Genomic DNA, 22,651 nt, shown 5'->3' on the forward strand with positions numbered 1-22,651 from the left:
TTATGGTTGAGCTAAATCCTAGCTGGATACTTAAAAGTCTTGGCCAGTGTTTTGTCTGTTTGGATATGGATGGTCTGGTAGTTTATGCCAGTGCGGCGGCGATCGACCTGAGCGACGTTGAATACTATACGGGTATTGATATTGTAGATTTTTTGCCCTTGGTTATCTCTAATAGTAATAATTCATTATCAGAAGAGCTTGTATATAAGGACATTGTTGATTGTAAAGTGACTTTACCGCACTTGAATGACAGCTTGTTTAGTCTTTTCGTTAGTGATGTTTTAAATGATGACGGTAACATTGTAGGTCGCAGCTTATCGCTATTAAAAGATAACCCTACTCCTGCACATTCCGGTGATGAAGAAAGTCATTTAGACCCTTTGACTGAGTTAATGGGTCGACAAAAATTTGAGCGTCGTTTGGAAAACTTAGTCAATGATGCGTCGACTAGCTCTCGAACTCACGCCTTACTGTATATAGATATTGATCAATTTAAATTAATAAATGATACCAGTGGGCATGGTGCTGGTGATAATTTAATTAAAACTATTGCTGATAGTATTGGAAAGGAATTGTTTGTCGGCGATATGTTTTGTCGTTTGGGTGGCGATGAGTTTGGCATATTGCTAAGTAATGTCGATATTTTTGAAGCTCAGACGGTTGCCAACCGCTTGGTAAAAACGATAAAGCGCATGCCTTTCTTTTGGAGCGGAATTTCACATAAAACGTCAATTAGTATTGGTGTGGTTATCATTGATGAGTTCAGTCACGATCGCGAAAGCGTGATGAGTCAAGCTGATGTGGCAATGTATTCAGCCAAGGAAGCGGGACGTGGTCGGGTGCACGTATATGATAAGAGCAATAAAAAGCTTAGTCGTTTACATGATGATATGGATTGGGTGCACCGAATTAACAAAGCGTTGGCAGATGACGACTTTTGTTTAGTAACAGAGCGTATATTGCCCTTGGTTGATGAGCTGAATCGCACGACAATCTATAACGAGATACTTGTTCGAATGCGCTACAACGGCGACGTATTAAGGCCGGGCCAATTTATGCCAGCAGCGGAACGATTTGGGCTTATGCCTCAAATTGACCGCTGGGTGATTAAGAATTTCTTTAATTACCTACAGAGAAACGTTGAATTGAATTCTCAAAATGTCATGTATTCAATTAATATTTCTGGGCAGTCATTATGCCAGGAATCATTTTTAGATTTTGTCTATCGTTGTTTGCGAAGAGGAAATATAAACCCAGAAATTATTTGCTTTGAAATTACTGAAACCGTCGCAATCACTAATTTTTCAGTGGTAACACGGTTTATTCAGCGGGTGCATGAGTTGGGTGGCAAGTTTGCACTTGATGATTTTGGTACTGGCATGTCATCGTTTGGTTATCTTCAAGAGTTACCCGTTGACTTTGTGAAAATTGATGGCCTGTTCGTACATGATATAGATAAAAACCCAGTTCATGAGGCTATGGTCCGTTCAATTAATGATATCAGTCATGTGCTTGGTAAGAGAACTATAGCTGAATTTGTTGAGCGTCAGGAAGTGATGGAGCAATTACAATCATTGGGAGTAGATTATGCTCAGGGCTACTTACATGGCCGGCCACAAGATTTAGTCGACCAAGCCAAGGTTAATATATAAAATTTTTCTATGCTCGGCTGCGCTATTGTCCCCCAAATACATTTTCATGTATGAAATTTACCGCGCACTAAATGCTTATTATCAAGAATAAAGCTTTGCTTAGGTGTATCAACAAATAACTATTTTGAGCAAGTATCATTTTATTGCGGATTTTCATAATTATCTCCTAACTTTCTTCTGAGGCGTAATTATCGATAATTAGTGGGTATGTATTATGTGGTCACGTTATTTGCAAAGTGGCCAGCCTGAATAGCGTAAATTCATGACCGTTATGGATAGTCGAATAGTCATTTTTGCCATAGAGCATGACATCTAGTCGTGCTATAAATCTCTGCTAATTTTTGTTACGAGCATTATTATGGGGTTAAAGCAACAATATCGAAGCTGCAGAAACTTGTTGTTTCGGGGTATATCCGTGCCCGAGGATATTTCGACATTGATCGATATTGGTCGCAATGAGGTACCTGCTACACAACAAGGGCTTGCGCAAGATGATATTGATAAATTGTGGCGACATGCTGAATCATTATTTAGCTCGGGTATGCACCCAATGGTGTCGGTCTGTCTTCGACGCGGTGGTGATGTGTTATTAAATCGAACCTTAGGCTATGCCGACGGCGCGAATCATACTCAGCCTAGGGTTGCCTCTCTACAAACTCCTGTGTGCCTGTTTTCAGCCTCGAAGGCGGTGTCGGCCATGCTGATACATAAGCTGGCAGAAGACGGTTTAATCGATCTTCTAAACCCAGTTAGTCATTATATTCCCGCTTTTGCCGCCGAGGGCAAGGCGCAAATTACGATACACCAATTACTATCCCATCGTGCGGGTGTTCCAGGCGTTCCTGATGATGTTGCCATTGAGCTTTTATTTAATCCGAAGGCAGCTGTTGAGCAAATATGTAAGCAGCCGTCCTTACATAATGATGGCCGGATTTTAGCCTATCACGCGATAACGGGGGGCTTTATTCAAGCCGAGTTGATCCGGGTAGTGACGGGGAAGACCTTAAATGAATATCTTGACGAAGTGGTCCGTAAACCAATGGGGATGCATTATTTTCGGTATGGTTTAGAAGCAAAAGACCATGAACTGGTAGCGCGTAACTATGCTACTGGCTTACCCAATATTGGTGTCGTGGAGCGCCAGTTGGTTAACATCTTGGGCGCAGGAGTCTCTGAAGTCGTTGATATTTCAAATAGTGAGGCTTTTTTAAGTGCTGAAATAGCGTCGGCTAATTTATACGCTACAGCAGAAGAAACCAGTCGTTTTTTTCAGATGCTGCTACAGGGTGGGGTATGGCAGGGGAAGCAAATTTTTACACCGTTGACGGTTAATCGCGCTGTGAGAGAGATGGGTAAGCCGCAGTTTGACCGTTCTCTGATTTTAGTCCCCATGCGATATAGCGCTGGAATGATGCTGGGGCTGAATCCAGTGGGTCTGTATGGTCCAAAAACCCATTACGCTTATGGGCATTTGGGGTTTTCGAATATTCTCTGTTGGGCGGATCCCGAGCGAGATATTGCGGTATCAATTCTCACCTCGGGTAAACCCGTGCTTGGGAATCATTTGTTAAGCTTGGGTAAATTGTTGAATGGTATTAGCTCTACATGTAAACCTTGTGTCGATATGCAGCATATTTACAGTAAAGTTCTGTGAACTACGGGTAAAATTGTGATTTTTGATGTTAGGTTGTTGCATTGCTGAAAAATGCTTATAGTCAGCGGCATGGCAATTCGTTAGAGTGGAGTAACCAAGATCTAATGATATTGGGTTTCCCGTCAGAACGACGAATAGGTTGAATTGTGAAAAAACTAGAAAATAAACTGAAACTCGCCAGTAGCTACCAAGAATGGCAGGCCTTAGCCAAAGAGCATGACCGCTGTTCTGGGAGAGAGCACTGGAAGAAAGTCGATAAAACTAGCCTCTATGATTACGCTTCCATTCGCTCACGATTGGAAAGGCTGCGCTATTTTCGCGAAAACAACGACAATATTGGCTTGTTGTTCAGTCTAAATGAAGGCATTCACGGTAATATGGGCGGTATGGGCAAACCGGTGTTGTATGCTCGGGCTAAGTTTGGCACCAAACAACTTATACATGATTATGTGAATAGTATACGAGATGCGCTGGATCACTTGGCCCAGCTGGACTCTGAGTTCCCTAGTTTTATTGAGCGTTTAGATTTCTTTAGGCGCGCTAACAAATGCTACGGTAAGTCGGCCTTGATGCTTAGTGGTGGTGCTGTGTTGGGTAATTTCCATATTGGCGTTGTAAAGGCGTTAATTGAGCAGGATTTATTACCGGATGTCATTTCTGGGGCTAGTGCAGGATCTCTGATAGCGGCTGTACTGGGTACAAGAACCGATGAGGAATTAAAGGAATTTTTAACGGCGGATAACCTTGGCAAATTGTTGCTTGCCGAGGCTGAATTGGCGAATGGCCGGATGTCCAACTCCTCACCGCGGATAAATCATCAGTTACTAAAGGAAAAGATTGCCAAGTTGATTCCAGATGTTACTTTTCAGGAAGCATTTGAGCGAACTGGCCGCCATATCAATATCTCGATTTCTCCCTCTGATGTTCATCAAACATCACGATTGCTGAATGCCATTGCGTCACCTAATGTTTACATTCGCAAAGCGGTTTTGGCCTCCTGCGCAGTGCCTGGCATTTACCCACCGGTTATGTTGGAAGCCAAAAATGTACATGGCCACCCGCAGCCATATCTTGCAACCAGACGTTGGATTGATGGTTCCGTGAGCGATGATCTTCCAGCAAAACGCTTAGGTCGGCTTTATGGGGTCAACCATTTTATTGTGAGCCAGACCAACCCAATTGTATTGTGGGCAGTAAGGGATACTAAAATTGAAAATAGCGGTCTAGTCAGTGCTATGCGGCAACTGGGTGGACGCAGTATTAAAGAGCTGTCTAAAGTTGGGAGCAGTGTTGCTCGTAAATATTTCAAAAATTCGCCACGTGTTAGGCGGATGACAAATATCGCTTATTCAGTGATTAATCAAGAGTACACGGGTGATATCAATATTATTCCCAGGTATCGCTTTTTTGATCCAAGAAAACTGCTTACAGAAATCACGCCTGACGAATTACAGTATTTTATTGCTGAGGGTGAAAGGGCGACTTGGCCTAAAATAGAAATGATTAGAGCGAGTACAACGATCAGTCGTAAATTAGCCGAAATCTTAGAAGATTATGAGGCGGAAGAGCTCAATCGCTTATCGCAAAGCCATCACCATCTTGGTGCTGAAATGCCGAGAAAGTCGTTGCGTGCGTAATTCTTTTTACGCTATTTTGATGACTTAGGTTCATCTTGTTTTCTATGTGCCTACCCATGTGTAGGCGTCATTATTCGATGTTATTTTATCACTGTGTTTTCGACGGTTTTGGCGGCTAGGTCACTGAATATTGTCTCTTATGGGAGTGCTGAGTGATGATGGAAACGGCGTTTACGCCATTTACGGCAATTATTGGCGGTGCGCTGATAGGTCTTTCAGCTGTGATGCTGATGTGGTCAGTTGGCCGGATTGCAGGGATATCGGGCATTGTTGCTGGCGCGATGTTTGAGGGTGGCAATGAACGTTCTTGGCGCTTAGTGTTTTTGCTTGGTTTATTGGTGGGAGCGTTTCTAGCCGCCTTGTTTACCGGCGCTTTAATTGATGTAAAGAGTGTCGCAAGTACTCCTATGTTAATAGTGGCTGGTTTGTTGGTAGGTGTTGGCACTCGAATGGGCGGTGGTTGCACTTCTGGGCATGGTGTTTGTGGTGTGTCCCGCTTTTCGCAGCGATCACTAGTGGCCACAGCTGTTTTTATGGCGAGTGGTATTGTCACGGTTTTTGTCCTTAGGCATTTGTTGGGAGAGGGGGTATGAACCGTTGGTTTATAGCCTTTGCTGGGGGATTGTTTGGTGTTGGAATTGCCATATCTGGTATGGCAAACCCAGCCAAAGTTCAGAATTTTTTGGATATTGCCGGGATTTGGGACCCTAGCTTGGCTCTCGTTATGGGGACAGCTTTGCTCCTTGCCACACCGGGCTATTATTTTGTGTTGAGAATGTCTTCGCCAAAGTATGCGGAAGTCTTTTCATTACCAACAAGAAAAGATATTGATGGAAGGTTAATATTAGGAGCAATGTTGTTTGGAATAGGTTGGGCGCTTAGTGGTCTATGCCCTGCGCCTGCTCTAGTGGGAGTTCTAACCGGCTTATCAAGTTTTTTTGTGTTTTTACTGGCGATGCTGGTTGGCATGTTTTTGCACAAGTTTGTATTTGCATAATAATTTAAAAGCGAGTTTGTTGAGCAACGCACACAGGTCAATATCTTCTTGGTTTTGGTCGGAGTGTATTTAGGGATAGATTGATAATAATTGGGGATGCAATATGGCAGTGGCGTGTAAGTATAAGAATAATATTGACGAAGTGTGGGCTATTTTGTGTGACCCTGACTTTCGCGTGGAGCGCAGCTTAGCACTGGGTGAGTTGAGCGCGGAGTGTGAGGTTGAGGAGGACGGTGACGAGGTGTGCATACGTATGGTCAGAGAGGTGACGCGCGAACTACCCTCGGTATTAGCTAAAATCTTTAACCCCAAGCAAACACTGGAGTTTGTTGAGCGTTGGCGGGCTTGCGATAAAGGCTGGGAAGGGGAGCTTGCCATAAGCATCAAGTCTCAGCCGGTGGAGTTGTCTGCGAAGGTGTCGTTATTAGAAGTCGCCGGTGGATGTGAATACAGTGTGTCGCATCGCTGTAAGGCAAAAATTCCTCTTGTTGGTGGTAAAGTTGAAAAATTTGTTCTTTCGCAGACAGATGCTGGTGCAAAAGATGAATTAGATTATCTAAAGAAGAAATTAGCCTAAGTTAGAGCATCCGCCGATTAAGCAGCAATGACCAGTTGATCGTTGCTGTGCTCTTTGAGCGCGGCGCTTATGTCGGCGGCGGTATTTAAGCGCTTAATTTGCTCAAACAATTGCTGTGCCATAGGGTATTCCCTGCGTAGATATCCCAACCATTGTTTTATGGGTCCGCCAACATGTCGAGGGGCGCAATTTGCGATGCTGTCGCAAAAAAGTGCGTCAACTAAAGTGAGAATTTGAGGCCATTCATAGCGTTGGTACTCTTCACCACGTTCAATAGATTTGATTTCAAGCGCTAGGTCCGGTCTAGCTAACAGGCCGCGCCCCAGCATAACGTCGGCGCACCCGCTTTGTGTCTGGCATGTGTAGAAGTCGCTAGGATTCCAGACTTCGCCGTTGGCAATAACGGGAACATCGATAAAATCATGTACTTTTGCAAGTTGGTGCCAGTGTGCGGGAGGCTTATACCCATCAGCTTTGGTACGAGCGTGAATGGTGAGGCCGTTAGCTCCTGCTTCATTTATGGCGCTGACAATGTCAATGAGCTGGCTTGCATCATTAAAACCGAGCCGTATTTTAGCAGTAATGGGAATGTCGCAAGGAACGGCATTGCGCATAGCTTTGATGATTTGATAAAGAAGCTCTGGCTCGTTCAGAAGTATCGATCCACCGCGATGACGATTTACGCATTTTGCTGGGCAGCCAAAATTAGTATCGATGCCAATCGCGCCTAAACTTGCAGCTCGCGCAGCATTTTCAGCCATTGGAGTGGGTTCCCCGCCTAGTAGCTGTATGAATACAGGGGTTCCCGAAGGTGTTTTACAGCCGTTTTCTAGCTCTGGGCATAGGCGATGGTAGACTCTAGCGGGCAGCAGCTGATCTGTTATCCGCACAAATTCGGTAATGCAGCGATCGATTCCACCCACGGCGGTTAAAAGGGCGCGCATTCTTGCGTTGACGACGCCTTCCATAGGGGCGAGATGTAGTTGCATAAACGTAATCAGTATCAAAACGGCTATTGTACCGTAGCTCGCACTTAGACATTAATCTATTTATGGTGTGGTTGGAAATAGCGGGTTTGTTGTAATCTAGCGTGCAGTACTTTGGATTTGAGTTAGGGGAGTAAAGTGGTATCTAGTATAGTGCGTGGTGTTGTTTTTTCCGCGATAACGGGGTTGATATTATTTACTGCGGGTTCGATGTGGCCTGTGATGCGCGCAACATCAGAAGAAGCATTAATTTTTAACGCCGAGAATGCAGATATGTTCGGCGAAGACCCCTATGTTTATACGGAGCTTCGCCTGCAAGAGCTTGGGCCAGACTACGCGCTTATGACAGTTGATGGCGATAATCGACAATTGCAGCCGGGCGATATGTTGGTAGAACCCTGTTTATCGTTGAGTCGTATCTTAAAAAATGCTGTCTTATTGGATCACTGTGGTAGCTATGCACTATTGTCTCTGCGGCAGCCGACTCATGATGCCTCCACCTTAAAGTTGCAGGTTCTAAATTCGATAGCGGAACTTCCGCTCGGGCGAGAACCCAAAGTTGTCGATTTGCGAGGAAATGAACGAATTCAGCAGCTAGTTTCGGACTATAGACACCGTTTATATGATCGCCCCCTTTCCTTGCTTGGGGCAATCAATGTAGATGTGGTTCGCAGTGCTATTGGTCGTGAGTACTATATATCGCCAGGCAAGGATAAACGAATTTTTTCGCAGCTCGGTTTAGAGCCTGGTGATAGGGTTCGGGCATTTGACGGAATAAGCATGACTGACGATGAGGCGGTTACCGCCATGTATGAACGCTTGGATGATGTGAATCACTTGGCGATCACTTTAGAGCGTAATCAGCAGGATTGGGTGGTTTTGGTCGATTTTGATACACTAGCTCTGAATAATGAATAGATGTCATATCATTGAATTTTCTTAATATTTTAATGAATGCACGGTAGTATACGGTCTCGTTTTGAAGTTTGTGGCCGCACAAGGTCAAATTGCTACAAATAAGGTATTTGGGGGAAACATAGTGAGTGAGTTAAATAAGTGGGAATGCGTTATTTGTGGGTTTATTTACGATGAGGCCGAGGGTATACCCGATGAAGGAATTCCCGCCGGTACATTATGGGCTGACGTGCCAGAAGACTGGGAGTGCCCAGATTGCGGAATAAGTAAATTTGATTTTGATATGGTTCCAGCGTAACAGCACGTCTAGTCATAGGCGTTGTCTTGTAGTGAATTCAATCGCGCTGTTATGCGCACCGGATGGGCTTTGTTGCGCATCCTGAGAGATTAATAACAGAGGTAGATATAATGAAAATAATAAAGTTGTTTGGATTGCTGGCTGTGGCTTATATGATTTCTGGGTGTGCACCGGAAGTGGGTAGTGATGCGTGGTGTGAGGCATTAGGCAAAAAGTCGAAAGCTGACTGGTCTACTAACGAAGCCTTAGACTTCGCGAAAAACTGCCTTGTAGATTAAATGTGTTTTTAATGGTGTTAGCGGGGCAATACTGCTTAGTTGATGCGACAATATTGTGACTGCAAAACCATAATTCGGCCTAGGGTCGCAGTTTTGGTAAGAAAAATGTCATATTGTTCGTCTATTATTCGGCGCTTCGCGGTATTTTTGGGGTAAGTCTGAGACGTGGATCGTTCTGTGACATTGATAAGGTTATTCCCTCCTCGCGTGGCAGCTGGCGTAAATATACTCCTGTGGGCACTGTTTTTAGTGTGTTTGTCGAGTCTTTGCTGGCAGGTGTCAGCGTGGCTCCGAGACCCCGTGCTTCCTACTGCTGCGGGTAATAATGGCAGTCTAAGTGATCTCGCTACCCAATCTAGTGACCCTTCATATAATGTTCAAAGCCTCCTAGCTGTCCCTTTGTTTGGTGTGCCAGCTGTGGATGCCCCAATGCCGGACGAAACTGAGCAGGATGTCCGGCGTAGCACGCTAAAAATCACAGTCATTGGTTTGGTGGCGGGTAGTGATGAGCAAGGGGTCGCCGTTCTTAAGCATGGTCGAATAACCAAGGCCTATGGCATAGGCGAGAAAATTGAAGTACCGGGTTCGGTGCGCCTGTTAGCCGTTTATCCTGAATACATCATTATTGAGAACAACCGTAAACGAGAAAAAATAGAGCTAGATAAAAAAACGGCTTTGGCGGGTATAAGTAGTGCTGCGTCGCCCAGTGTCGATGACAGTGATACTATCGATCTAAACAGCACCGAAATTCGCCAGCTGATAGGAGATGCTAGGGACACTGTACAAAACAGCCCCTTAATGTTGGCGCGTTTTTTTTCTGCAAGTCCTGTTAATGAAAATGGGAACTTGATTGGCTACGAACTAAAACCCGGTAGAGATAAGCGTCTATTTGATAAGCTGTCTTTATCTCTGGGTGATGTGGTTTTATCTGTAAATGGTCAATCAGTTGCAGACTTACAGCCACAAGAGTTATTTAAACTTATGCAGAACACCACGTCCTTTGAGCTTCTGGTTCAACGAGCCGATACAATCCTTACCAAAAGATTTGATATATGAAATTTTTATTGCATAAATGCTGCCTAGTTTTCGGACTGTTTATATTGCTGACGGGCAATGTCCTTGCGGAGCGTTTTGACCTCGACATGCAGGATGTGGATATAAGCGAGTTTATCAACACTGTCGCTAAGTTAACCGGTAAAACTATTGTTGTAGATAGCCGTGTTAAAGGCAAAATCAGTGTCGAAAGCCATCGCAAATTAGACGCAGACGAGTTGTATCAGATATTTTTACTGCAACTGGGGGTTGAGGGGTATTCGGCAATTGAGGTGGGCGATGGGATTTTAAAAGTTATCCCAAACCAAGCTGCTAAAATCGAAGGGATTGATGTCCAAGGTAGTAGCTCGCGGCTTGGTCGTAGTGAGTCTATTGTTACTCGGATCGCGCAATTACAAAACGCAGATGCTGATGAACTCGTGAAGTCGCTGAGGCCATTGGTAGATAATAAAGTCGGTGTGATTACGAGCTATGCTGACTCTAATATTATTTTGATTACAGATCGTGAATCCAACGTTAGACGTTTAATGTCTATTGTTACTGCCGTTAACTCGGTGGATACACAATTAATGGAAACGGTTGCTTTACAGCACTCTTCAGCGCAGGAAATTGAGAGTATTTTAACCAAGGTACTATCTCAGCAAACCCGTAAGCGCGGTGCTGCCAAACCGGTTGTTGCTGCTGATCCGCGCACTAATACACTCATTTTATTTGGCGATGAAGATTCCCGCTCGTATTTGCGACGTTTGGTTGCAGAATTGGACAGCGAGGTTCGCAATCAATCGAATATCCGCGTGAGGTATTTAAAATACTCTAAAGCTGCCGATATTGCTCCCGTTCTTAAAAGTATCAGTGATACCTTAATTAAAGGGGATGAAGCCGCTAAATCGGCGAGTAATGGTGCTTCGTCGCTAATTAATATTGAAGCGCATGATCAAACAAACTCAATTGTTATGTCTGGAAGTCCGCATATTATCGATGATTTAGAATCGGTGATCGTGGATTTAGATATTCGTCGAGCTCAGGTCTTGGTTGAAGCCATCATTATTGAGGTTACGGATAGCCGCGCGAAAGAGTTGGGTGTGCAATGGCTGTTTCAGGGCGAGGATTCAGGCACCACTCCAGTGGGTGGCGTCAATTTTAGCGGCGGCGCATCGGGTACAGGTAGTACGCCAGGTATAGTTAGTTTGCTAGCTGGTGATGATGTCGCAGCGGCGGCGGCCAGTGGTATTAAGGGTGCGGCAATTGGTTTAGGTAAGATTTCTGACGGTGCCTTTAGTTTTGCCTCTTTGGTTACGGCGCTCGCCAGCGATACAGAGTCAAATATTCTTTCTACTCCGAGTTTACTTACGCTTGATAATGAAGAGGCATCCATCTTAGTCGGTCAAGAAATCCCGGTAGTAACGGGTTCTACGGCTAGCTCGACAAACACCAACCCCTTTCAGACAATCACTCGGCAAGAGGTCGGTATTAAATTGTTATTTACGCCCCAGATTAATGAGGGCGACGCGGTACAGCTCAATATTGAACAGGAAGTGTCGTCACTTAGTCCATCGACTGACGCAGCAGATGTTATTACTAATAAACGTACAATCAGTACTACCGTGCTAGTGAATGATGGCGCAACGATTGTGCTTGGTGGTCTGATCGATGATCAGGTATCTGAGCAATCGGCAAAGGTTCCTTTACTGGGTGACATCCCTATTCTTGGCCGTTTATTTCGCTCGGACTCTACAAGTAAAGTAAAAAGTAATTTAATGGTGTTTATCCGCCCAACCATAGTTAGGGATCAGAATACCTTATCGGAATTAAGTGCTCGCAAATATAATTTCATTCGTGCTGAGCAGTTGGTTAAGGCTGAAAAAGGGATTAATTTATTTCCGTTCACAGAGATGGCGGTGCTACCAGAGTGGGTGGGAATGGATCCTTCGCCTCCAGGCATATTACCTAGTAAGCCTGTGCCGCCGCCAATGACACCTGCGGAAGAAGCGGTTGAAAAGAAGTTGATGCCACTACCTGCTAGCAAAGATCAGCCTCTACCGGCCGCGCAATAAATGAGTCAGCCACTAAGTTACGCCTTTGCGCGCAGTAATCGTGTGTTGGTAGAGGAAGTTGGAGCGAATAGTTTTGACATCCTTTGCTGTAAGGAAACGCCAGCTTCTGCGGTTGCAGAAGTGCAGCGGGTGCTGCATGGGCAAGTAAAGCTTACGCTTTGTGATGAAGCCATTTTACAAGAAAAAATCAACGAGACATTTCAGCGCCAGCAAGGTGATGCAATGTCGGCGATGGGAGACATATCCAATGAAGTTGACTTGGATCGTCTTGCCGAAGAAATTCCCGAGTCTCAAGACTTATTAGATGCCCAAGACGACGCTCCGGTTATTCGTTTAATCAATGCCCTTTTTGGCGAGGCTTTAAAGCGTGACGCGTCTGATATTCATATTGAAACCTATGAAAAAACCATGTCAGTCCGCTTGCGAGTTGATGGCATTCTGCAAGAAGTTTTAACCCCTAGTCGACGTTTGGCGCCATTGTTAGTTTCGCGAATTAAAGTCATGTCACGTCTTGATATTGCGGAGAAACGCGTTCCTCAAGATGGCCGTGTTTCACTGCGTATTGCGGGTCGCTCTGTCGATGTTCGAGTGTCGACCATCCCCTCCAATTACGGTGAACGTGTGGTTATGCGTTTACTGGATAAGCAAGCGGCTCGCATAGATATTAATCAGCTAGGCATGCCGGATAAGACGTTATCTACGTTAAAAGATCTTCTTCAGCAACCCAACGGGATTCTTTTGGTCACGGGTCCAACTGGGTCAGGTAAAACCACAACGCTATACGCTGGGTTAATGTCCCTAAACGACCGTCGACGGAATATTCTAACGGTGGAAGACCCTGTCGAGTACGATATCGACGGAATTGGTCAAACCCAAGTGCATGCCAAGGTGGGGATGACATTTGCAAGAGGGCTGCGGGCTATTCTGCGTCAAGACCCCGATGTGGTCATGCTGGGTGAAGTTCGGGACAAAGAAACGGCTGAAATTGCTGTTCAGGCCTCTTTGACTGGCCACATGGTATTGTCGACATTGCATACCAATACGGCAGTCGGTGCGGTAACTCGCTTAGTGGATATTGGTGTAGAGCCTTACTTAATTGCGTCGAGTCTCAAAGGTGTTTTAGCCCAACGCCTGGTGCGTAAATTGTGTCAGCAATGTCGGCATGAAATTGTGCTTGATAAAACTGAGGCGAGATTATTGGGTGACCCTAAACTTGAGGGTAGTAAGGCATTCAATGCTACCGGCTGTGATGATTGTCAGCATACCGGTTATAAAGGTCGTCAAGGTGTGTATGAGCTTTTAGTTATTGATCGTGAGGTCGCCGAATTGATTCACAATCGTGCCAGCGAGCACGATATTTTACGTCAAGTTGGCAGTGATATGCCCTCCTTGATGGGGGAGGGGCGGCGTTTGGTTTTGTCAGGGCAAACCAGTGTTGATGAGTTATTAAGAAGCGTACGTGAGGGCGGTGATGCCGGCCTTTGAGTATCGTGCGCTAGATGCTAACGGCGCCAATAAGAAAGGGATTATTGAAGCGGACTCTGGCCGTCAAGCGCGTCAGCTATTACGTGATCAAAAACTATTCCCCTTAGATGTAAAACAAACTCGAGAGAAAACACGTGCAGATAATGCACGTCGTGGCTTTGGGCGTTCGCGGGTGAGTATCGCTGAGCTCGCGCTATTTGTCCGACATTTAGCCACCCTTATCCAATCTGGAATCCCATTGGAGGAGGCCTTAGCGGCCACGGCAAAGCATACCCGTAAAGCTTATTTAAAACGGGTGGTATTAGATTTACGAGCACGGGTACTTGAAGGGCATTCTTTGGCTGATGGCCTGAATGAACACCCTCAGGTATTTAATGCTGTTTTTAGGGCTTTAGTGAGCTCAGGTGAAAAATCTGGCGATCTTGGCTTAATACTAGAGCAGCTAGCGGAATATACCGAAGATAGCCAAAAGCTGCGCGGCGTGATTGTTCAGGCAGCAATGTATCCATTAGTGCTGTGTTTTGTCGCACTGTCAGTGATAGCGGCTTTGATGACCTATGTTGTACCCAAGGTGACGGCGCAATTTGCCCATTACGATCAAGCCCTGCCAATGTTAACGCGTATATTAATTACTCTCAGCGATGGTCTCGCGGCAAATTGGTTGTATATGGTGGTGATTATTATTGCCCTGATACTAGGTGCAAAATGGTGGTTAACATCGCCATCGAGACGTTTACGAGCAGATAAAGCTATTTTGAAAGTGCCCTTGTGGGGCATGTTAATGTTGGAGCTAGATGCCGCCCGTATGCTGAGAACATTATCTATTTTAATGTCTTCCGGTGTGCCGTTTTTAGAAACATTGAAGGTCGCGTGTGACACATTAGCTAATGAGCATTTGAAAAAGAGTATGGCGACGGTTCGTGAGCAGGTTCGCGAAGGCAAAAGCTTTAGCCGTAGTTTACAAGATGAGGCGGAATTACCTCCTCTGGCGATTTATATGATTGCTAGTGGTGAAGCCAGTGGTGAAATGGAAGCGATGACTCAGCGGGCGGCATCAAATCTCGAGCGCGAATTACAAGCGCGTGTGCAGATGTTTGTTAGTTTGTTTGAGCCGTTATTAATAGTGGTTTTAGGTGGTGTAGTGTTGTCAATTGTATTAGCTATTATGCTGCCAATATTGCAGTTGAATAATCTCACTCAGTTTTAGGAGGTGTATAAAACATGTCAGTACTTAAGTTAAACGGGGCTGCTTGTGTGAATCGTAATGCTAAAGGGTTTAGCTTATTAGAAATTATGGTCGTGATTGTCATCATGGGCTTATTGGTTGCTGTGGTTGCCCCCAATGTCTTGCAAAACCAAGATAGAGCAATGGTAGAAAAAGCGCGAGCAGATATATCTGTTTTAGAGCAAGCGCTAGATATGTATAAGCTAGATAACCATGTTTACCCAACAACTGATCAGGGCTTGCAGGCTTTAGTTACACGTCCTGAAACTGGGACTGTGCCAAAAAATTACCGGAGCAATGGCTATATCAAACGTTTGCCAGAAGATCCATGGGGAAATGCCTATATCTTCATTCAACCTGGTGAGCATGGTGCATTTGATTTGTACTCAACGGGTGCAGATGGCGAAGAAGGTGGTGAAGAGCTTGGCAGTGATATCGTCAACTGGCAGGAATAACCGCGGTTTTTCACTCCTTGAGCTGATGGTTGTAATTTTTATTGTCGGCTTACTCAGTGGGGTTGCTGCTTTAACTTTGCCCTCTAAGGATGGGGGAGCATTACTTCAAGAGCAACGGTATAAGCTGTTGGGACACCTTAGGAGTGCTCGGGCAGAAGCTGTTTTTAGTGGTCGTAGCTTAGGTTTAGCATGGGCCCAGCAAAAAGGGCGTTTTTATGTGCTTACTGCACAGGGCTGGCAAGTGATTCAGCAAGGTGTATTAGCAAAACCACTTGTGCTTGATGAGCGGGTGAGCTCATTAATTACGCTTAACGGAGAGCCGATTAAGAACGAAGACAATGATATATCTTCTAGTGAAGATAAAGCGCAAGCAGAAACAACGCCGCAATTAATGTTTTTAGGCGATGGGCAGATTTCTCCCTTTGAATGGCATTTGTCTGCCGATGGGGCCGAGTCTTTGCTACTTGATGAACAGTTAACAATTGAACCCTAGCCAATATGCTCTCAACACAGTCACAGCATACCCAAGCCCTAAGGAGACGAAGTAAAGGTTTTACCTTGCTAGAGATTATGGTGGCTTTGGTTATTTTTGCGACGGCAGCAGTGGCGTTGAGTAAAAGTTTAACCGAGAGCGCTAATAGTGTTGGTGCGTTGGAGGAGCGTCAGTTTGCTGATTTGGTGGCTCATAATGTGCTCATAGATATTTTACGTGACGGCTATGGGAATGATAATACCGGTAAAGTGAGTATGGCGGGGTTCGAATTTCGTTGGCAGCGCAGTGTAGAGCAAACCGCTCACCCTGATATGCGTCGGGTTGATGTGACGATTTATCTAAATACTGGCTCTGATGTGCTTGCTAGCCGTTCAGCGTACCTCGGTCAGTGAGAAGGTGATGCGTAGACCTCAGCAACAAGGATTTACCCTCGTCGAGTTGATCATTGCTGTCGGCATTATGGCGTTGTTGGGTACCGTGGGTGCCATGTTGTTAAATACATCGCTAGTGAATCAGTCGGCAATTGAAGCCCGACAACAAGCCTTGGAGCGAGTCTCCCTAGCGTTAACGATTTTTAGACGCGACATAGAACAACTGACACCACGTATTCCTCGTGACGAACAAGGGGATGCCATGGCGGCAAATATTGTTGCCGAACAGGTTGGGGCGAATAGTGAATTAGAGTTTGTTCACGGTGGCCGGCGAGTATTACCGGGGCAGAGTTTAGGTAGCACCTTAGAGCGTGTTCGATATGTAAGAGAAGAAAGTGAGCTGATAAGGTACAGTGCCGCAGTAGCTGATCCAGCGAGTAATACTGGGTGGCGGCGCCAGGTGTTGCTAACTAATGTGACCGAGTTTGTCGTTGAGCTGTATGACGGTGAGCGTTGGTCGGTATTTTGGCCGCCAAGTACACAGGTAACAGAGACCCAACCTGAGTCTTTACGAATGACAATGTCGACTGAAATTTGGCCAGATATTCAATTAAACGTATTACTGCCTGAGCAGTCACTATGATGCATAAGCAGCGTGGTGCCGCATTAATGATGGTGTTGCTGATAGTGGCCATTATGGTGGTGCTGGCGGTTGGCTTAACGGATGGTGTTCGTTATAGCAGTCAACGACTTTTGAATCAGCGTTTGATGGATCAGGGTTACTGGTATGCCTTGGGTGGTGAACGTATTGCCGTTTTTGGTTTGCAAGATGCTTCATCGGAACCAGTGACGGCGTTAAATCAAGATTGGGCTAGGAAAGATATAGTATTCCCAATAGACGGCGGTTCTATTGCCGGTCTCATTGTTGATGAGCAAGCATGTTTTAATTTAAATGCATTATACCGTGCTGAAGCGGCAACAGGGGCTGAGGAAGATGTGACCGCAGCTGAATTGATATTTACTGGCCTTTTAGAAAACTTAGAGATTTCAGCGCAGCGTGCGGAATTTATTATAGGTCGAACCCAAGATTGGATCGATAGCGACTTTTCGCCAGAAGGTATTTACGGGGCTGAAGATTTAACTTACACGGCCTTAGATTACCCCTATTTACCACCTAATAGTTTATTGGATTCGGTGAGTGAAATGGGACTTTATGCTGAGTTTGAAGAAGACGAGCAAACGCGTATTGAACCCTATTTATGTGCGTTGCCAGAAGTTAGTACAACGATTAATGTGAATACCTTAGCCGTTGAGCAAGCGGCCTTGCTTGCCGCCGCAGTGGGCAATGTTATTTCAATGGAGCAGGCGGCGACAATATTGGAAAGTCGTCCTGACACGGGATGGGATGATGTGGCAAGTTTTGTCACTGCGCTTGAGCTGCCGGCGGAAGACCCACTGCCGGCAAATATACTACAGGCAATTGGTGTGAAATCATTTTATTTTCGAGGTTTGGCCGATGTGTTTTATGAGCAGCGACAGATGCGTTTGTTTAGCCGACTCGTTGTAAAGAACGGCAAGGCCATTGTGTATGCCCGAGAATATGGAGAAGTTTTTTGACTGCGTTGTTGTTAATTGATTTACCCCTAGACCCTGAGGCACCTGTTTCTTGGTTACTCTGGGACAGTGTTGGCGGGAGTGTGGTGTCTGAAGGCGTTTTAAACAACGCTAAGGAATTATCTACATTGGCTGAAACGGCTGAAGGTGTCCCTTGTTACGCACTCATTCCAGGGGATGCGGTAAGCGCACATGGGGTTGTGCTGCCCAAAGGTGGCAGGGTTGGTTTATCGGCCTTACCTTTTCAGCTTGAAGACAAGCTGTGCTCTGACCTCGATAGCGTACATATCACTACCGGTGTTATTAAAGCGAATCACGTGACAGATGTGTTGGTGCTCAGTCGTGAAATTGCGACCTACTGCAAAGATGTATTGCACCGAAGTGGCTTGCGAATTAAAGCCTTATTACCCGATTACGCAGTACTACCAGACGATACTGTGGTGGTAGGGGCGCATCAAGTTGCGGCGAATTTTCATGCGAAGTCTGCCGGGCTTAGCACGACCAATTTCCAAGTTTGGCAGCAATTAGTCAGTGATGGGGAGCAAGCTGATCAAGCTGTGCAGTGGTATTTCAGTGATGATTATTCTGGTGATTTAACTGAGTTAGCTGCTGAAACAACGGAACGCTGTGGGAGCCGCTTACACGCTTTTGCTCGTGGCTTTAAGCCGTGGCCCATGTCTTTGCTGAGCGGTGAGTTTGCTCTTAAAGATGAAAGTAGCGAAGCAATAAGCCGTTTGCGTTGGCCAGTAATCTTACTTGTCGCCTTATTATTTGTACACTGGCTTGGACTGGCGATACAAACTCGAACGATGAATCTTGAAGCTGACGCGCTTGATAAGGGAATGGTGGAAATCTATAAAGACGTGTTCCCTGGTGCGCGGGTGGTGAATGCGCGTAGTCAAATGCGCAGCCAGTTGAATGCCTTGGAAAGTGCTGGAGCCACTGGGGCAATGATGCCTTGGTTAGATAAAGTGGCAGCGGCGAGCCGGGGGCGTAGTGGTGTCAGCCTATCGCAATTGAATTATGAAAATGATCCGCCGGTTATGAAATTACTCGTCAAAGCTGCGTCGTATGAGCTTGTTGATCAATGGCTTGCGGCACTGAAGGCGCAAGGGCTTGACGTTGACCGCGGGGCATTTGGCCAAGATGGTGGCGGCATTGCCGGTCAAATAAGTATTCGAGGGGCGGCACAATGAAGATACTCAATCAGCTTCTTGAGGGTCGCAATGAGCGCGAAAGACAAATACTTATCCTCGGTATTGGCTTTGCTGTTCCGCTGATCATTTGGCTCTTAATCTGGCAGCCATTATTGAAAGCTAATTCAGTGGCGGCTACACGTTTAGAGCAACGCCGCATCTCTTATGCTTGGATGCAATCTGCTGCATCACAAATGAAGAGTGTTAAAGGCGGTTCCAGCTCACGGGCTGCAGCTGTATCGGGTTCACCCCAACAACAGATTACGGGGGCAGCAACGGCGCGTGGTCTTAATGTTAATCGCATCGAGCCGCAGTCGTCAGGACGCTATAGTGTGTGGGTTGCTAAGACAGATTACAGCAGTGCCATTCAATTTATAGAAACCTTATTAGTGACGGGAATGACCTTACATTCTGTCAATCTTACTTTACTGGACTCACCCGGCAGCGTATCGCTGAGGGCGTCGCTGGGTACTGCTGAATGAAACGTACTTTTTGGGTGGTTTTTAGCTTACTGTTTTTTATTATTTGTTTAGTGGTGGCAACTCCTGCGTGGGTAGTGCGTGATATTCTCGTAAAACAACAACCTAGTATGGCCATAGGTAATGTGACGGGGAGAGTATGGCAGGGTGATTTGGATGTAGCACAGTATCAGGGCATGACCCTTGGTGGAATCAGTTGGACGATAAACCCTTTAGGGATTGTTAGCGGTTTTCCTGTGACAATTGCTGTCAAAGAACCCGTTGTTGGCCGCGGAAAGTTAGGGCTTACAGGCGCAGAGTCTTTACGGTTACAAAATGTGGACGTGGGAGCAAAACTGCAAAGAATTTTAAATGCGGCGAATATACCCAGCATGGGTTTTGATGGTGATATCTCACTGGTGTTAGACGAGGCTGAACTCAGTGCGGGTGGTTGCGCGTCTTTAGCAGGAACAATGAGTTTGAATACCTTAACGGGGGATATTGACGGTATCAATACTGTTGCACCGGTATCGGCCAATTTGGGCTGTGAGAATAAGCGAATAACTTTAGTCATTGATGAGAACAATGCTGCGAGAGTACGTGGCACTGTTCGAGTTTCATTTAACGGCCAAGTAAGCGGCCAGATCCAATTAAGCCCAAGGCCTGGCACTCCTTTATTTAAAAGCTTAACGCAATTTATAGGCCGGCCTAGCAATGGCAAAGACTTCAATATCCGGCTTTAATTGTAGGCATCACTTTACGCGGGTATTTAATAAAGCCTAATACCCGCAGAGGCTAGCGTAACGATCTCGATGAAAGCCACTATTGCCGAATATCTGGGTGGCAACGCGCGATCGTTTTAGAAATAAGCCAATATCTAATTCGTCGGTTACACCGATCCCTCCGTGCATTTGTACTGCTTCGTTGGTGACTAATTCGAAAACGTCATTGAGCTTTGCTTTCGCAAGGCTTGCTAGTTGAGGAAGGTCTGGTCGTTTATCATCAATGGCCGAGAGGGCATCTAGCACCACCGATTTAGAGAGTTCCAGCTCAATATACATATTAGCTGCACGATGCTGCAAGGCTTGAAAACTCCCAATTTTGACGCCGAATTGATCCCGCTCTTTTAGGTAAGCTACCGTGCGTTCAAAGCATTCTGTTGCCGCGCCTAACATTTCTGCAGCTAGGCAAATTCGGCCATAATCCAGTATGGAGTTGAGTAGTGCTTGTCCTTGAGTTTTGTCACCGATTAGCGCAGTTTGCGGTACACGTACTTGATCAAAGCTAATGTTGGCAGCGTTGCGGCTATCTATTAAATGATGTCGGTGACGGCTAATGCCAGTCGTATTGGCATCAACAATGAATAAGCCGGTTTCGCTTGCGACCTTACAGGCCACGATTAAGTAATCGGCACTGTGACCATCTAGTACAAAAACTTTTTTTCCTTCAATAATGTAGTCATCACCGTCGGCACTTGCTGTTGTCGTAAAGTGATCGGTTTTATGATGCGGGCTTTCTTCTAGGGCAAGTGCAAGGCTAATCTCACCGCTGGCAATAGCTGGCAGAAAGTTAGATTTTTGGTTGGGGCTGCCACCCTCAATGATTGTGCTTGCACCGAGTACAATAGTCGAAAATAACGGGGAGGCGGCAAGCGTTCGGCCACTTTCTTCAATAACAGCACCTAGACCCATATAGCCAAAATCAAGGCCATCATAGTCTTCTGGGATTATCATCGAGGCCCAGCCGAGTTCTACCATTTGTTGCCAGTGTTCACGGTTATAACCAAGTTCATCTTGCTTATCGCGCAATGCTCGCAGTGCCGACACTGGCACTGTTTGGCCTAGGAAATCTTTAGCGGTATCTTTGAGCAGTCGCTGCTCTTCGTTTAATACCAGTGACATAGTTTGTGCTCCGGTTTGTTCACGGCGTAGTCTGTACTTTGATTTTATGATTGATCTGGCAAGCCCAGAACGCGTTTTGAAATTATATTTAGCTGTACTTCTGAAGTACCACCGGCAATAGATAATGCCTTTGAGAAAAGCCAGCCGCGATTTGTGAGCAATTCATCTTCGGTGAATTGAGTGTCATTCCAGCCCAGTGCGCGATGGCCAAGAATAGCCATAAGGACTTCTTCTTTGCGTTTACTTTCTTCCGTGCCAACGTATTTCATTATTAAAGGTACGTTATTGTCTGCCACGCCATGCATGCGCTCTTCAAAGCTACGAAAATGGGTTAGGCCAACGGCCCTAAATGCCATTTCGTGACGTACCAGTTGATCACGAATTCCGGCGTCTTGTAATTTACCCTCTGTGTCTACGCCAATATATTCGATAGCTGCTTGAACAGGACTAAAGCTTGGGCCGGGTGTGTCGCCACCGATTTCCGACATAAGTTTACGTTCATGCTTCAACAAAGATTTGGCAACAGACCAGCCCTTGTTTAATTCGCCAATAAGGTTTGTTTTAGGGACTTTGACATTGTCAAAGAAGGTTTGGCAAAACTCTGACTCACCACTAATTAACTCGATAGGGGTGGTGGACACGCCGGGTGTGTCCATATCGATTAACAGGAAGCTAATGCCTTCTTGTTTTTTTGCATGGGGATCGGTGCGGACCAAGCAGAATATCCAGTCAGCTTTGTCTGCATTGGTGGTCCAAATCTTGGTGCCATTTACTAAAAAATGGTCGCCCTGATCTTCGGCTTTGGTTTGCAGGCTGGCGAGGTCGGACCCAGCGCCGGGTTCAGAATAGCCTTGGCACCACCGCACATTTCCTTTGGCAATGTCAGGTAGGTATTTTTGGCGTTGTTCAGGGGTGCCGTGCTCAAGGACTGCGGGGCCTAGCATCCATATACCAAGGTCAAATAACGGCGTTCTACATCCTAAGCGTTTCATTTCATCTTTTAGGATTTTTGCCTGCGCTTCAGTTAATCCGCCGCCACCTACATCAATAGGCCATTCAGGTACCGTCCAGCCTTTGTCACGCATACGTTCAAACCATAGCTTAGCGTCGTCACTGGGGAATGTTTTATTTTTTCCGGCCCAAACCTGCTCCGCACGAGTTATGGGTGTACGCATAGAGTCTGGACAATTTTTCTCCAGCCACGCGTGGACAATTTGGCGGAAGTCATTGAGATCGCTCATGTCGGTCTCCTTTATTGTAGTGACTGAGTCGCATTTAGTTACCAAAAAAATCTTTGTCTAGATAGCTAATTACGATTCGATTTTGTGGGACTAGCTTAGTAGATGCGGTGT

At 45.8% G+C, this 22,651-nt stretch carries 24 protein-coding genes; 21 read left to right on the forward strand and 3 right to left on the reverse strand.

The annotated features are described in order from the left end of the window. Positions 1-2: 2 nt before the first annotated feature. From AELLOGFF_RS06160 to AELLOGFF_RS06185, 6 genes are all read left to right on the forward strand, one after another. Positions 3-1,652, forward strand: coding sequence for a putative bifunctional diguanylate cyclase/phosphodiesterase (locus AELLOGFF_RS06160; RefSeq protein ID WP_159267848.1), 1,650 nt, complete (start codon positions 3-5; stop codon positions 1,650-1,652). 415 nt (positions 1,653-2,067) lie between these two features. Further along, positions 2,068-3,306, forward strand: coding sequence for a serine hydrolase domain-containing protein (locus AELLOGFF_RS06165; RefSeq protein ID WP_159267849.1), 1,239 nt, complete (start codon positions 2,068-2,070; stop codon positions 3,304-3,306). A gap of 146 nt (positions 3,307-3,452) precedes the next feature. Next, entirely contained in the window at positions 3,453-4,943 is a 1,491-nt protein-coding gene (locus tag AELLOGFF_RS06170; protein WP_159267850.1) for a DUF3336 domain-containing protein, read from the forward strand. Positions 4,944-5,098: 155 nt separating this feature from the next. Further along, positions 5,099-5,536: a YeeE/YedE family protein gene (locus AELLOGFF_RS06175; RefSeq protein ID WP_200842704.1), complete on the forward strand. Its 438-nt coding sequence runs from the start codon at positions 5,099-5,101 to the stop codon at positions 5,534-5,536. Next, on the forward strand, positions 5,533-5,940 hold the full coding sequence (locus tag AELLOGFF_RS06180) for a DUF6691 family protein (protein ID WP_159267851.1): 408 nt from the start codon (positions 5,533-5,535) through the stop codon (positions 5,938-5,940). The genes AELLOGFF_RS06175 and AELLOGFF_RS06180 overlap by 4 nt, the downstream gene beginning before the upstream one ends. A 103-nt stretch (positions 5,941-6,043) precedes the next feature. Continuing rightward, complete coding sequence (locus AELLOGFF_RS06185; protein WP_159267852.1) at positions 6,044-6,517, forward strand: DUF2505 domain-containing protein; 474 nt, start codon at positions 6,044-6,046, stop codon at positions 6,515-6,517. Between the two features lie 17 nt (positions 6,518-6,534). Here the strand turns inward: AELLOGFF_RS06185 and AELLOGFF_RS06190 are convergent, their stop codons facing one another. After that, positions 6,535-7,506, reverse strand: coding sequence for a tRNA-dihydrouridine synthase (locus tag AELLOGFF_RS06190; protein WP_159267853.1), 972 nt, complete (start codon positions 7,504-7,506; stop codon positions 6,535-6,537). A 135-nt stretch (positions 7,507-7,641) separates the two neighbouring features. Between AELLOGFF_RS06190 and AELLOGFF_RS06195 the strand changes: the two genes are divergently transcribed. The 15 genes from AELLOGFF_RS06195 (at position 7,642) to AELLOGFF_RS06265 (ending at position 20,141) form a co-directional block, all read left to right on the forward strand. Further along, entirely contained in the window at positions 7,642-8,421 is a 780-nt protein-coding gene (locus AELLOGFF_RS06195) for a hypothetical protein (protein WP_159267854.1), read from the forward strand. A gap of 121 nt (positions 8,422-8,542) precedes the next feature. Continuing rightward, on the forward strand, positions 8,543-8,716 hold the full coding sequence (locus AELLOGFF_RS06200; protein WP_159267855.1) for a rubredoxin: 174 nt from the start codon (positions 8,543-8,545) through the stop codon (positions 8,714-8,716). Positions 8,717-8,826: 110 nt separating this feature from the next. After that, on the forward strand, positions 8,827-8,994 hold the full coding sequence (locus tag AELLOGFF_RS06205; protein ID WP_200842614.1) for a DUF3012 domain-containing protein: 168 nt from the start codon (positions 8,827-8,829) through the stop codon (positions 8,992-8,994). Positions 8,995-9,171: 177 nt separating this feature from the next. Beyond that, positions 9,172-10,050, forward strand: a complete 879-nt coding sequence (locus AELLOGFF_RS06210; protein ID WP_159267856.1) for a type II secretion system protein N — start codon at positions 9,172-9,174, stop codon at positions 10,048-10,050. Then, a complete protein-coding gene (gspD, locus tag AELLOGFF_RS06215; protein WP_159267857.1) occupies positions 10,047-12,101 on the forward strand; it encodes a type II secretion system secretin GspD in 2,055 nt (684 codons plus the stop codon). Before AELLOGFF_RS06210 ends, gspD begins: the two co-directional genes overlap by 4 nt. Continuing rightward, entirely contained in the window at positions 12,102-13,586 is a 1,485-nt protein-coding gene (gene gspE, locus AELLOGFF_RS06220) for a type II secretion system ATPase GspE (RefSeq protein ID WP_159267858.1), read from the forward strand. It begins immediately after the preceding gene. After that, entirely contained in the window at positions 13,573-14,793 is a 1,221-nt protein-coding gene (gene gspF, locus AELLOGFF_RS06225) for a type II secretion system inner membrane protein GspF (RefSeq protein ID WP_159267859.1), read from the forward strand. The genes gspE and gspF overlap by 14 nt, the downstream gene beginning before the upstream one ends. Before the next feature lie 14 nt (positions 14,794-14,807). Continuing rightward, positions 14,808-15,266, forward strand: a complete 459-nt coding sequence (gspG, locus tag AELLOGFF_RS06230) for a type II secretion system major pseudopilin GspG (protein WP_159267860.1) — start codon at positions 14,808-14,810, stop codon at positions 15,264-15,266. Then, complete coding sequence (gene gspH / locus AELLOGFF_RS06235; protein WP_159267861.1) at positions 15,241-15,759, forward strand: type II secretion system minor pseudopilin GspH; 519 nt, start codon at positions 15,241-15,243, stop codon at positions 15,757-15,759. Before gspG ends, gspH begins: the two co-directional genes overlap by 26 nt. 5 nt (positions 15,760-15,764) lie before the next feature. After that, the gene (gspI, locus tag AELLOGFF_RS06240; protein ID WP_159267862.1) at positions 15,765-16,151 is read left to right on the forward strand and encodes a type II secretion system minor pseudopilin GspI; all 387 of its coding nucleotides are present in this window, start codon (positions 15,765-15,767) and stop codon (positions 16,149-16,151) included. Between the two features lie 7 nt (positions 16,152-16,158). Further along, positions 16,159-16,773 (forward strand): type II secretion system minor pseudopilin GspJ, encoded by a 615-nt coding sequence (gspJ, locus tag AELLOGFF_RS06245; RefSeq protein ID WP_159267863.1) that lies wholly within the window; start codon positions 16,159-16,161, stop codon positions 16,771-16,773. Beyond that, positions 16,770-17,747 carry a type II secretion system minor pseudopilin GspK gene (gspK, locus tag AELLOGFF_RS06250; RefSeq protein WP_159267864.1) on the forward strand — a complete coding sequence of 326 codons (978 nt, stop codon included), beginning with the start codon at positions 16,770-16,772 and terminating at the stop codon, positions 17,745-17,747. The genes gspJ and gspK overlap by 4 nt, the downstream gene beginning before the upstream one ends. Then, complete coding sequence (gspL, locus tag AELLOGFF_RS06255) at positions 17,744-18,940, forward strand: type II secretion system protein GspL (protein ID WP_159267865.1); 1,197 nt, start codon at positions 17,744-17,746, stop codon at positions 18,938-18,940. Before gspK ends, gspL begins: the two co-directional genes overlap by 4 nt. Continuing rightward, positions 18,937-19,422, forward strand: coding sequence for a type II secretion system protein GspM (gene gspM / locus AELLOGFF_RS06260; RefSeq protein WP_159267866.1), 486 nt, complete (start codon positions 18,937-18,939; stop codon positions 19,420-19,422). Before gspL ends, gspM begins: the two co-directional genes overlap by 4 nt. Then, on the forward strand, positions 19,419-20,141 hold the full coding sequence (locus AELLOGFF_RS06265) for a type II secretion system protein N (RefSeq protein ID WP_159267867.1): 723 nt from the start codon (positions 19,419-19,421) through the stop codon (positions 20,139-20,141). Before gspM ends, AELLOGFF_RS06265 begins: the two co-directional genes overlap by 4 nt. 36 nt (positions 20,142-20,177) lie before the next feature. Here the strand turns inward: AELLOGFF_RS06265 and AELLOGFF_RS06270 are convergent, their stop codons facing one another. Both AELLOGFF_RS06270 and AELLOGFF_RS06275 read right to left on the reverse strand, forming a co-directional pair. Further along, positions 20,178-21,299: an acyl-CoA dehydrogenase family protein gene (locus AELLOGFF_RS06270; RefSeq protein WP_159267868.1), complete on the reverse strand. Its 1,122-nt coding sequence runs from the start codon at positions 21,297-21,299 to the stop codon at positions 20,178-20,180. A 44-nt stretch (positions 21,300-21,343) separates the two neighbouring features. Beyond that, complete coding sequence (locus AELLOGFF_RS06275; RefSeq protein ID WP_159267869.1) at positions 21,344-22,540, reverse strand: acyl-CoA dehydrogenase family protein; 1,197 nt, start codon at positions 22,538-22,540, stop codon at positions 21,344-21,346. Positions 22,541-22,651: the final 111 nt, after the last annotated feature.

The sequence above is a fragment of the Zhongshania aliphaticivorans genome (assembly GCF_902705875.1).
Classification (GTDB): domain Bacteria; phylum Pseudomonadota; class Gammaproteobacteria; order Pseudomonadales; family Spongiibacteraceae; genus Spongiibacter; species Spongiibacter aliphaticivorans_A.

Coding starts and splice junctions, on each gene's coding strand:
- AELLOGFF_RS06160 (WP_159267848.1), top strand. CDS start 3: ATGGTTGAGCTAAATCCTAGCTGGATACTTAAAAGTCTTGGCCAGTGT.
- AELLOGFF_RS06175 (WP_200842704.1), top strand. CDS start 5,099: ATGATGGAAACGGCGTTTACGCCATTTACGGCAATTATTGGCGGTGCG.
- AELLOGFF_RS06180 (WP_159267851.1), top strand. CDS start 5,533: ATGAACCGTTGGTTTATAGCCTTTGCTGGGGGATTGTTTGGTGTTGGA.
- AELLOGFF_RS06185 (WP_159267852.1), top strand. CDS start 6,044: ATGGCAGTGGCGTGTAAGTATAAGAATAATATTGACGAAGTGTGGGCT.
- AELLOGFF_RS06190 (WP_159267853.1), bottom strand. CDS start 7,506: ATGCAACTACATCTCGCCCCTATGGAAGGCGTCGTCAACGCAAGAATG.
- AELLOGFF_RS06205 (WP_200842614.1), top strand. CDS start 8,827: ATGAAAATAATAAAGTTGTTTGGATTGCTGGCTGTGGCTTATATGATT.
- gspD (WP_159267857.1), top strand. CDS start 10,047: ATGAAATTTTTATTGCATAAATGCTGCCTAGTTTTCGGACTGTTTATA.
- gspE (WP_159267858.1), top strand. CDS start 12,102: ATGAGTCAGCCACTAAGTTACGCCTTTGCGCGCAGTAATCGTGTGTTG.
- gspF (WP_159267859.1), top strand. CDS start 13,573: ATGCCGGCCTTTGAGTATCGTGCGCTAGATGCTAACGGCGCCAATAAG.
- gspG (WP_159267860.1), top strand. CDS start 14,808: ATGTCAGTACTTAAGTTAAACGGGGCTGCTTGTGTGAATCGTAATGCT.
- gspI (WP_159267862.1), top strand. CDS start 15,765: ATGCTCTCAACACAGTCACAGCATACCCAAGCCCTAAGGAGACGAAGT.
- gspJ (WP_159267863.1), top strand. CDS start 16,159: ATGCGTAGACCTCAGCAACAAGGATTTACCCTCGTCGAGTTGATCATT.
- gspK (WP_159267864.1), top strand. CDS start 16,770: ATGATGCATAAGCAGCGTGGTGCCGCATTAATGATGGTGTTGCTGATA.
- gspM (WP_159267866.1), top strand. CDS start 18,937: ATGAAGATACTCAATCAGCTTCTTGAGGGTCGCAATGAGCGCGAAAGA.
- AELLOGFF_RS06265 (WP_159267867.1), top strand. CDS start 19,419: ATGAAACGTACTTTTTGGGTGGTTTTTAGCTTACTGTTTTTTATTATT.
- AELLOGFF_RS06270 (WP_159267868.1), bottom strand. CDS start 21,299: ATGTCACTGGTATTAAACGAAGAGCAGCGACTGCTCAAAGATACCGCT.
- AELLOGFF_RS06275 (WP_159267869.1), bottom strand. CDS start 22,540: ATGAGCGATCTCAATGACTTCCGCCAAATTGTCCACGCGTGGCTGGAG.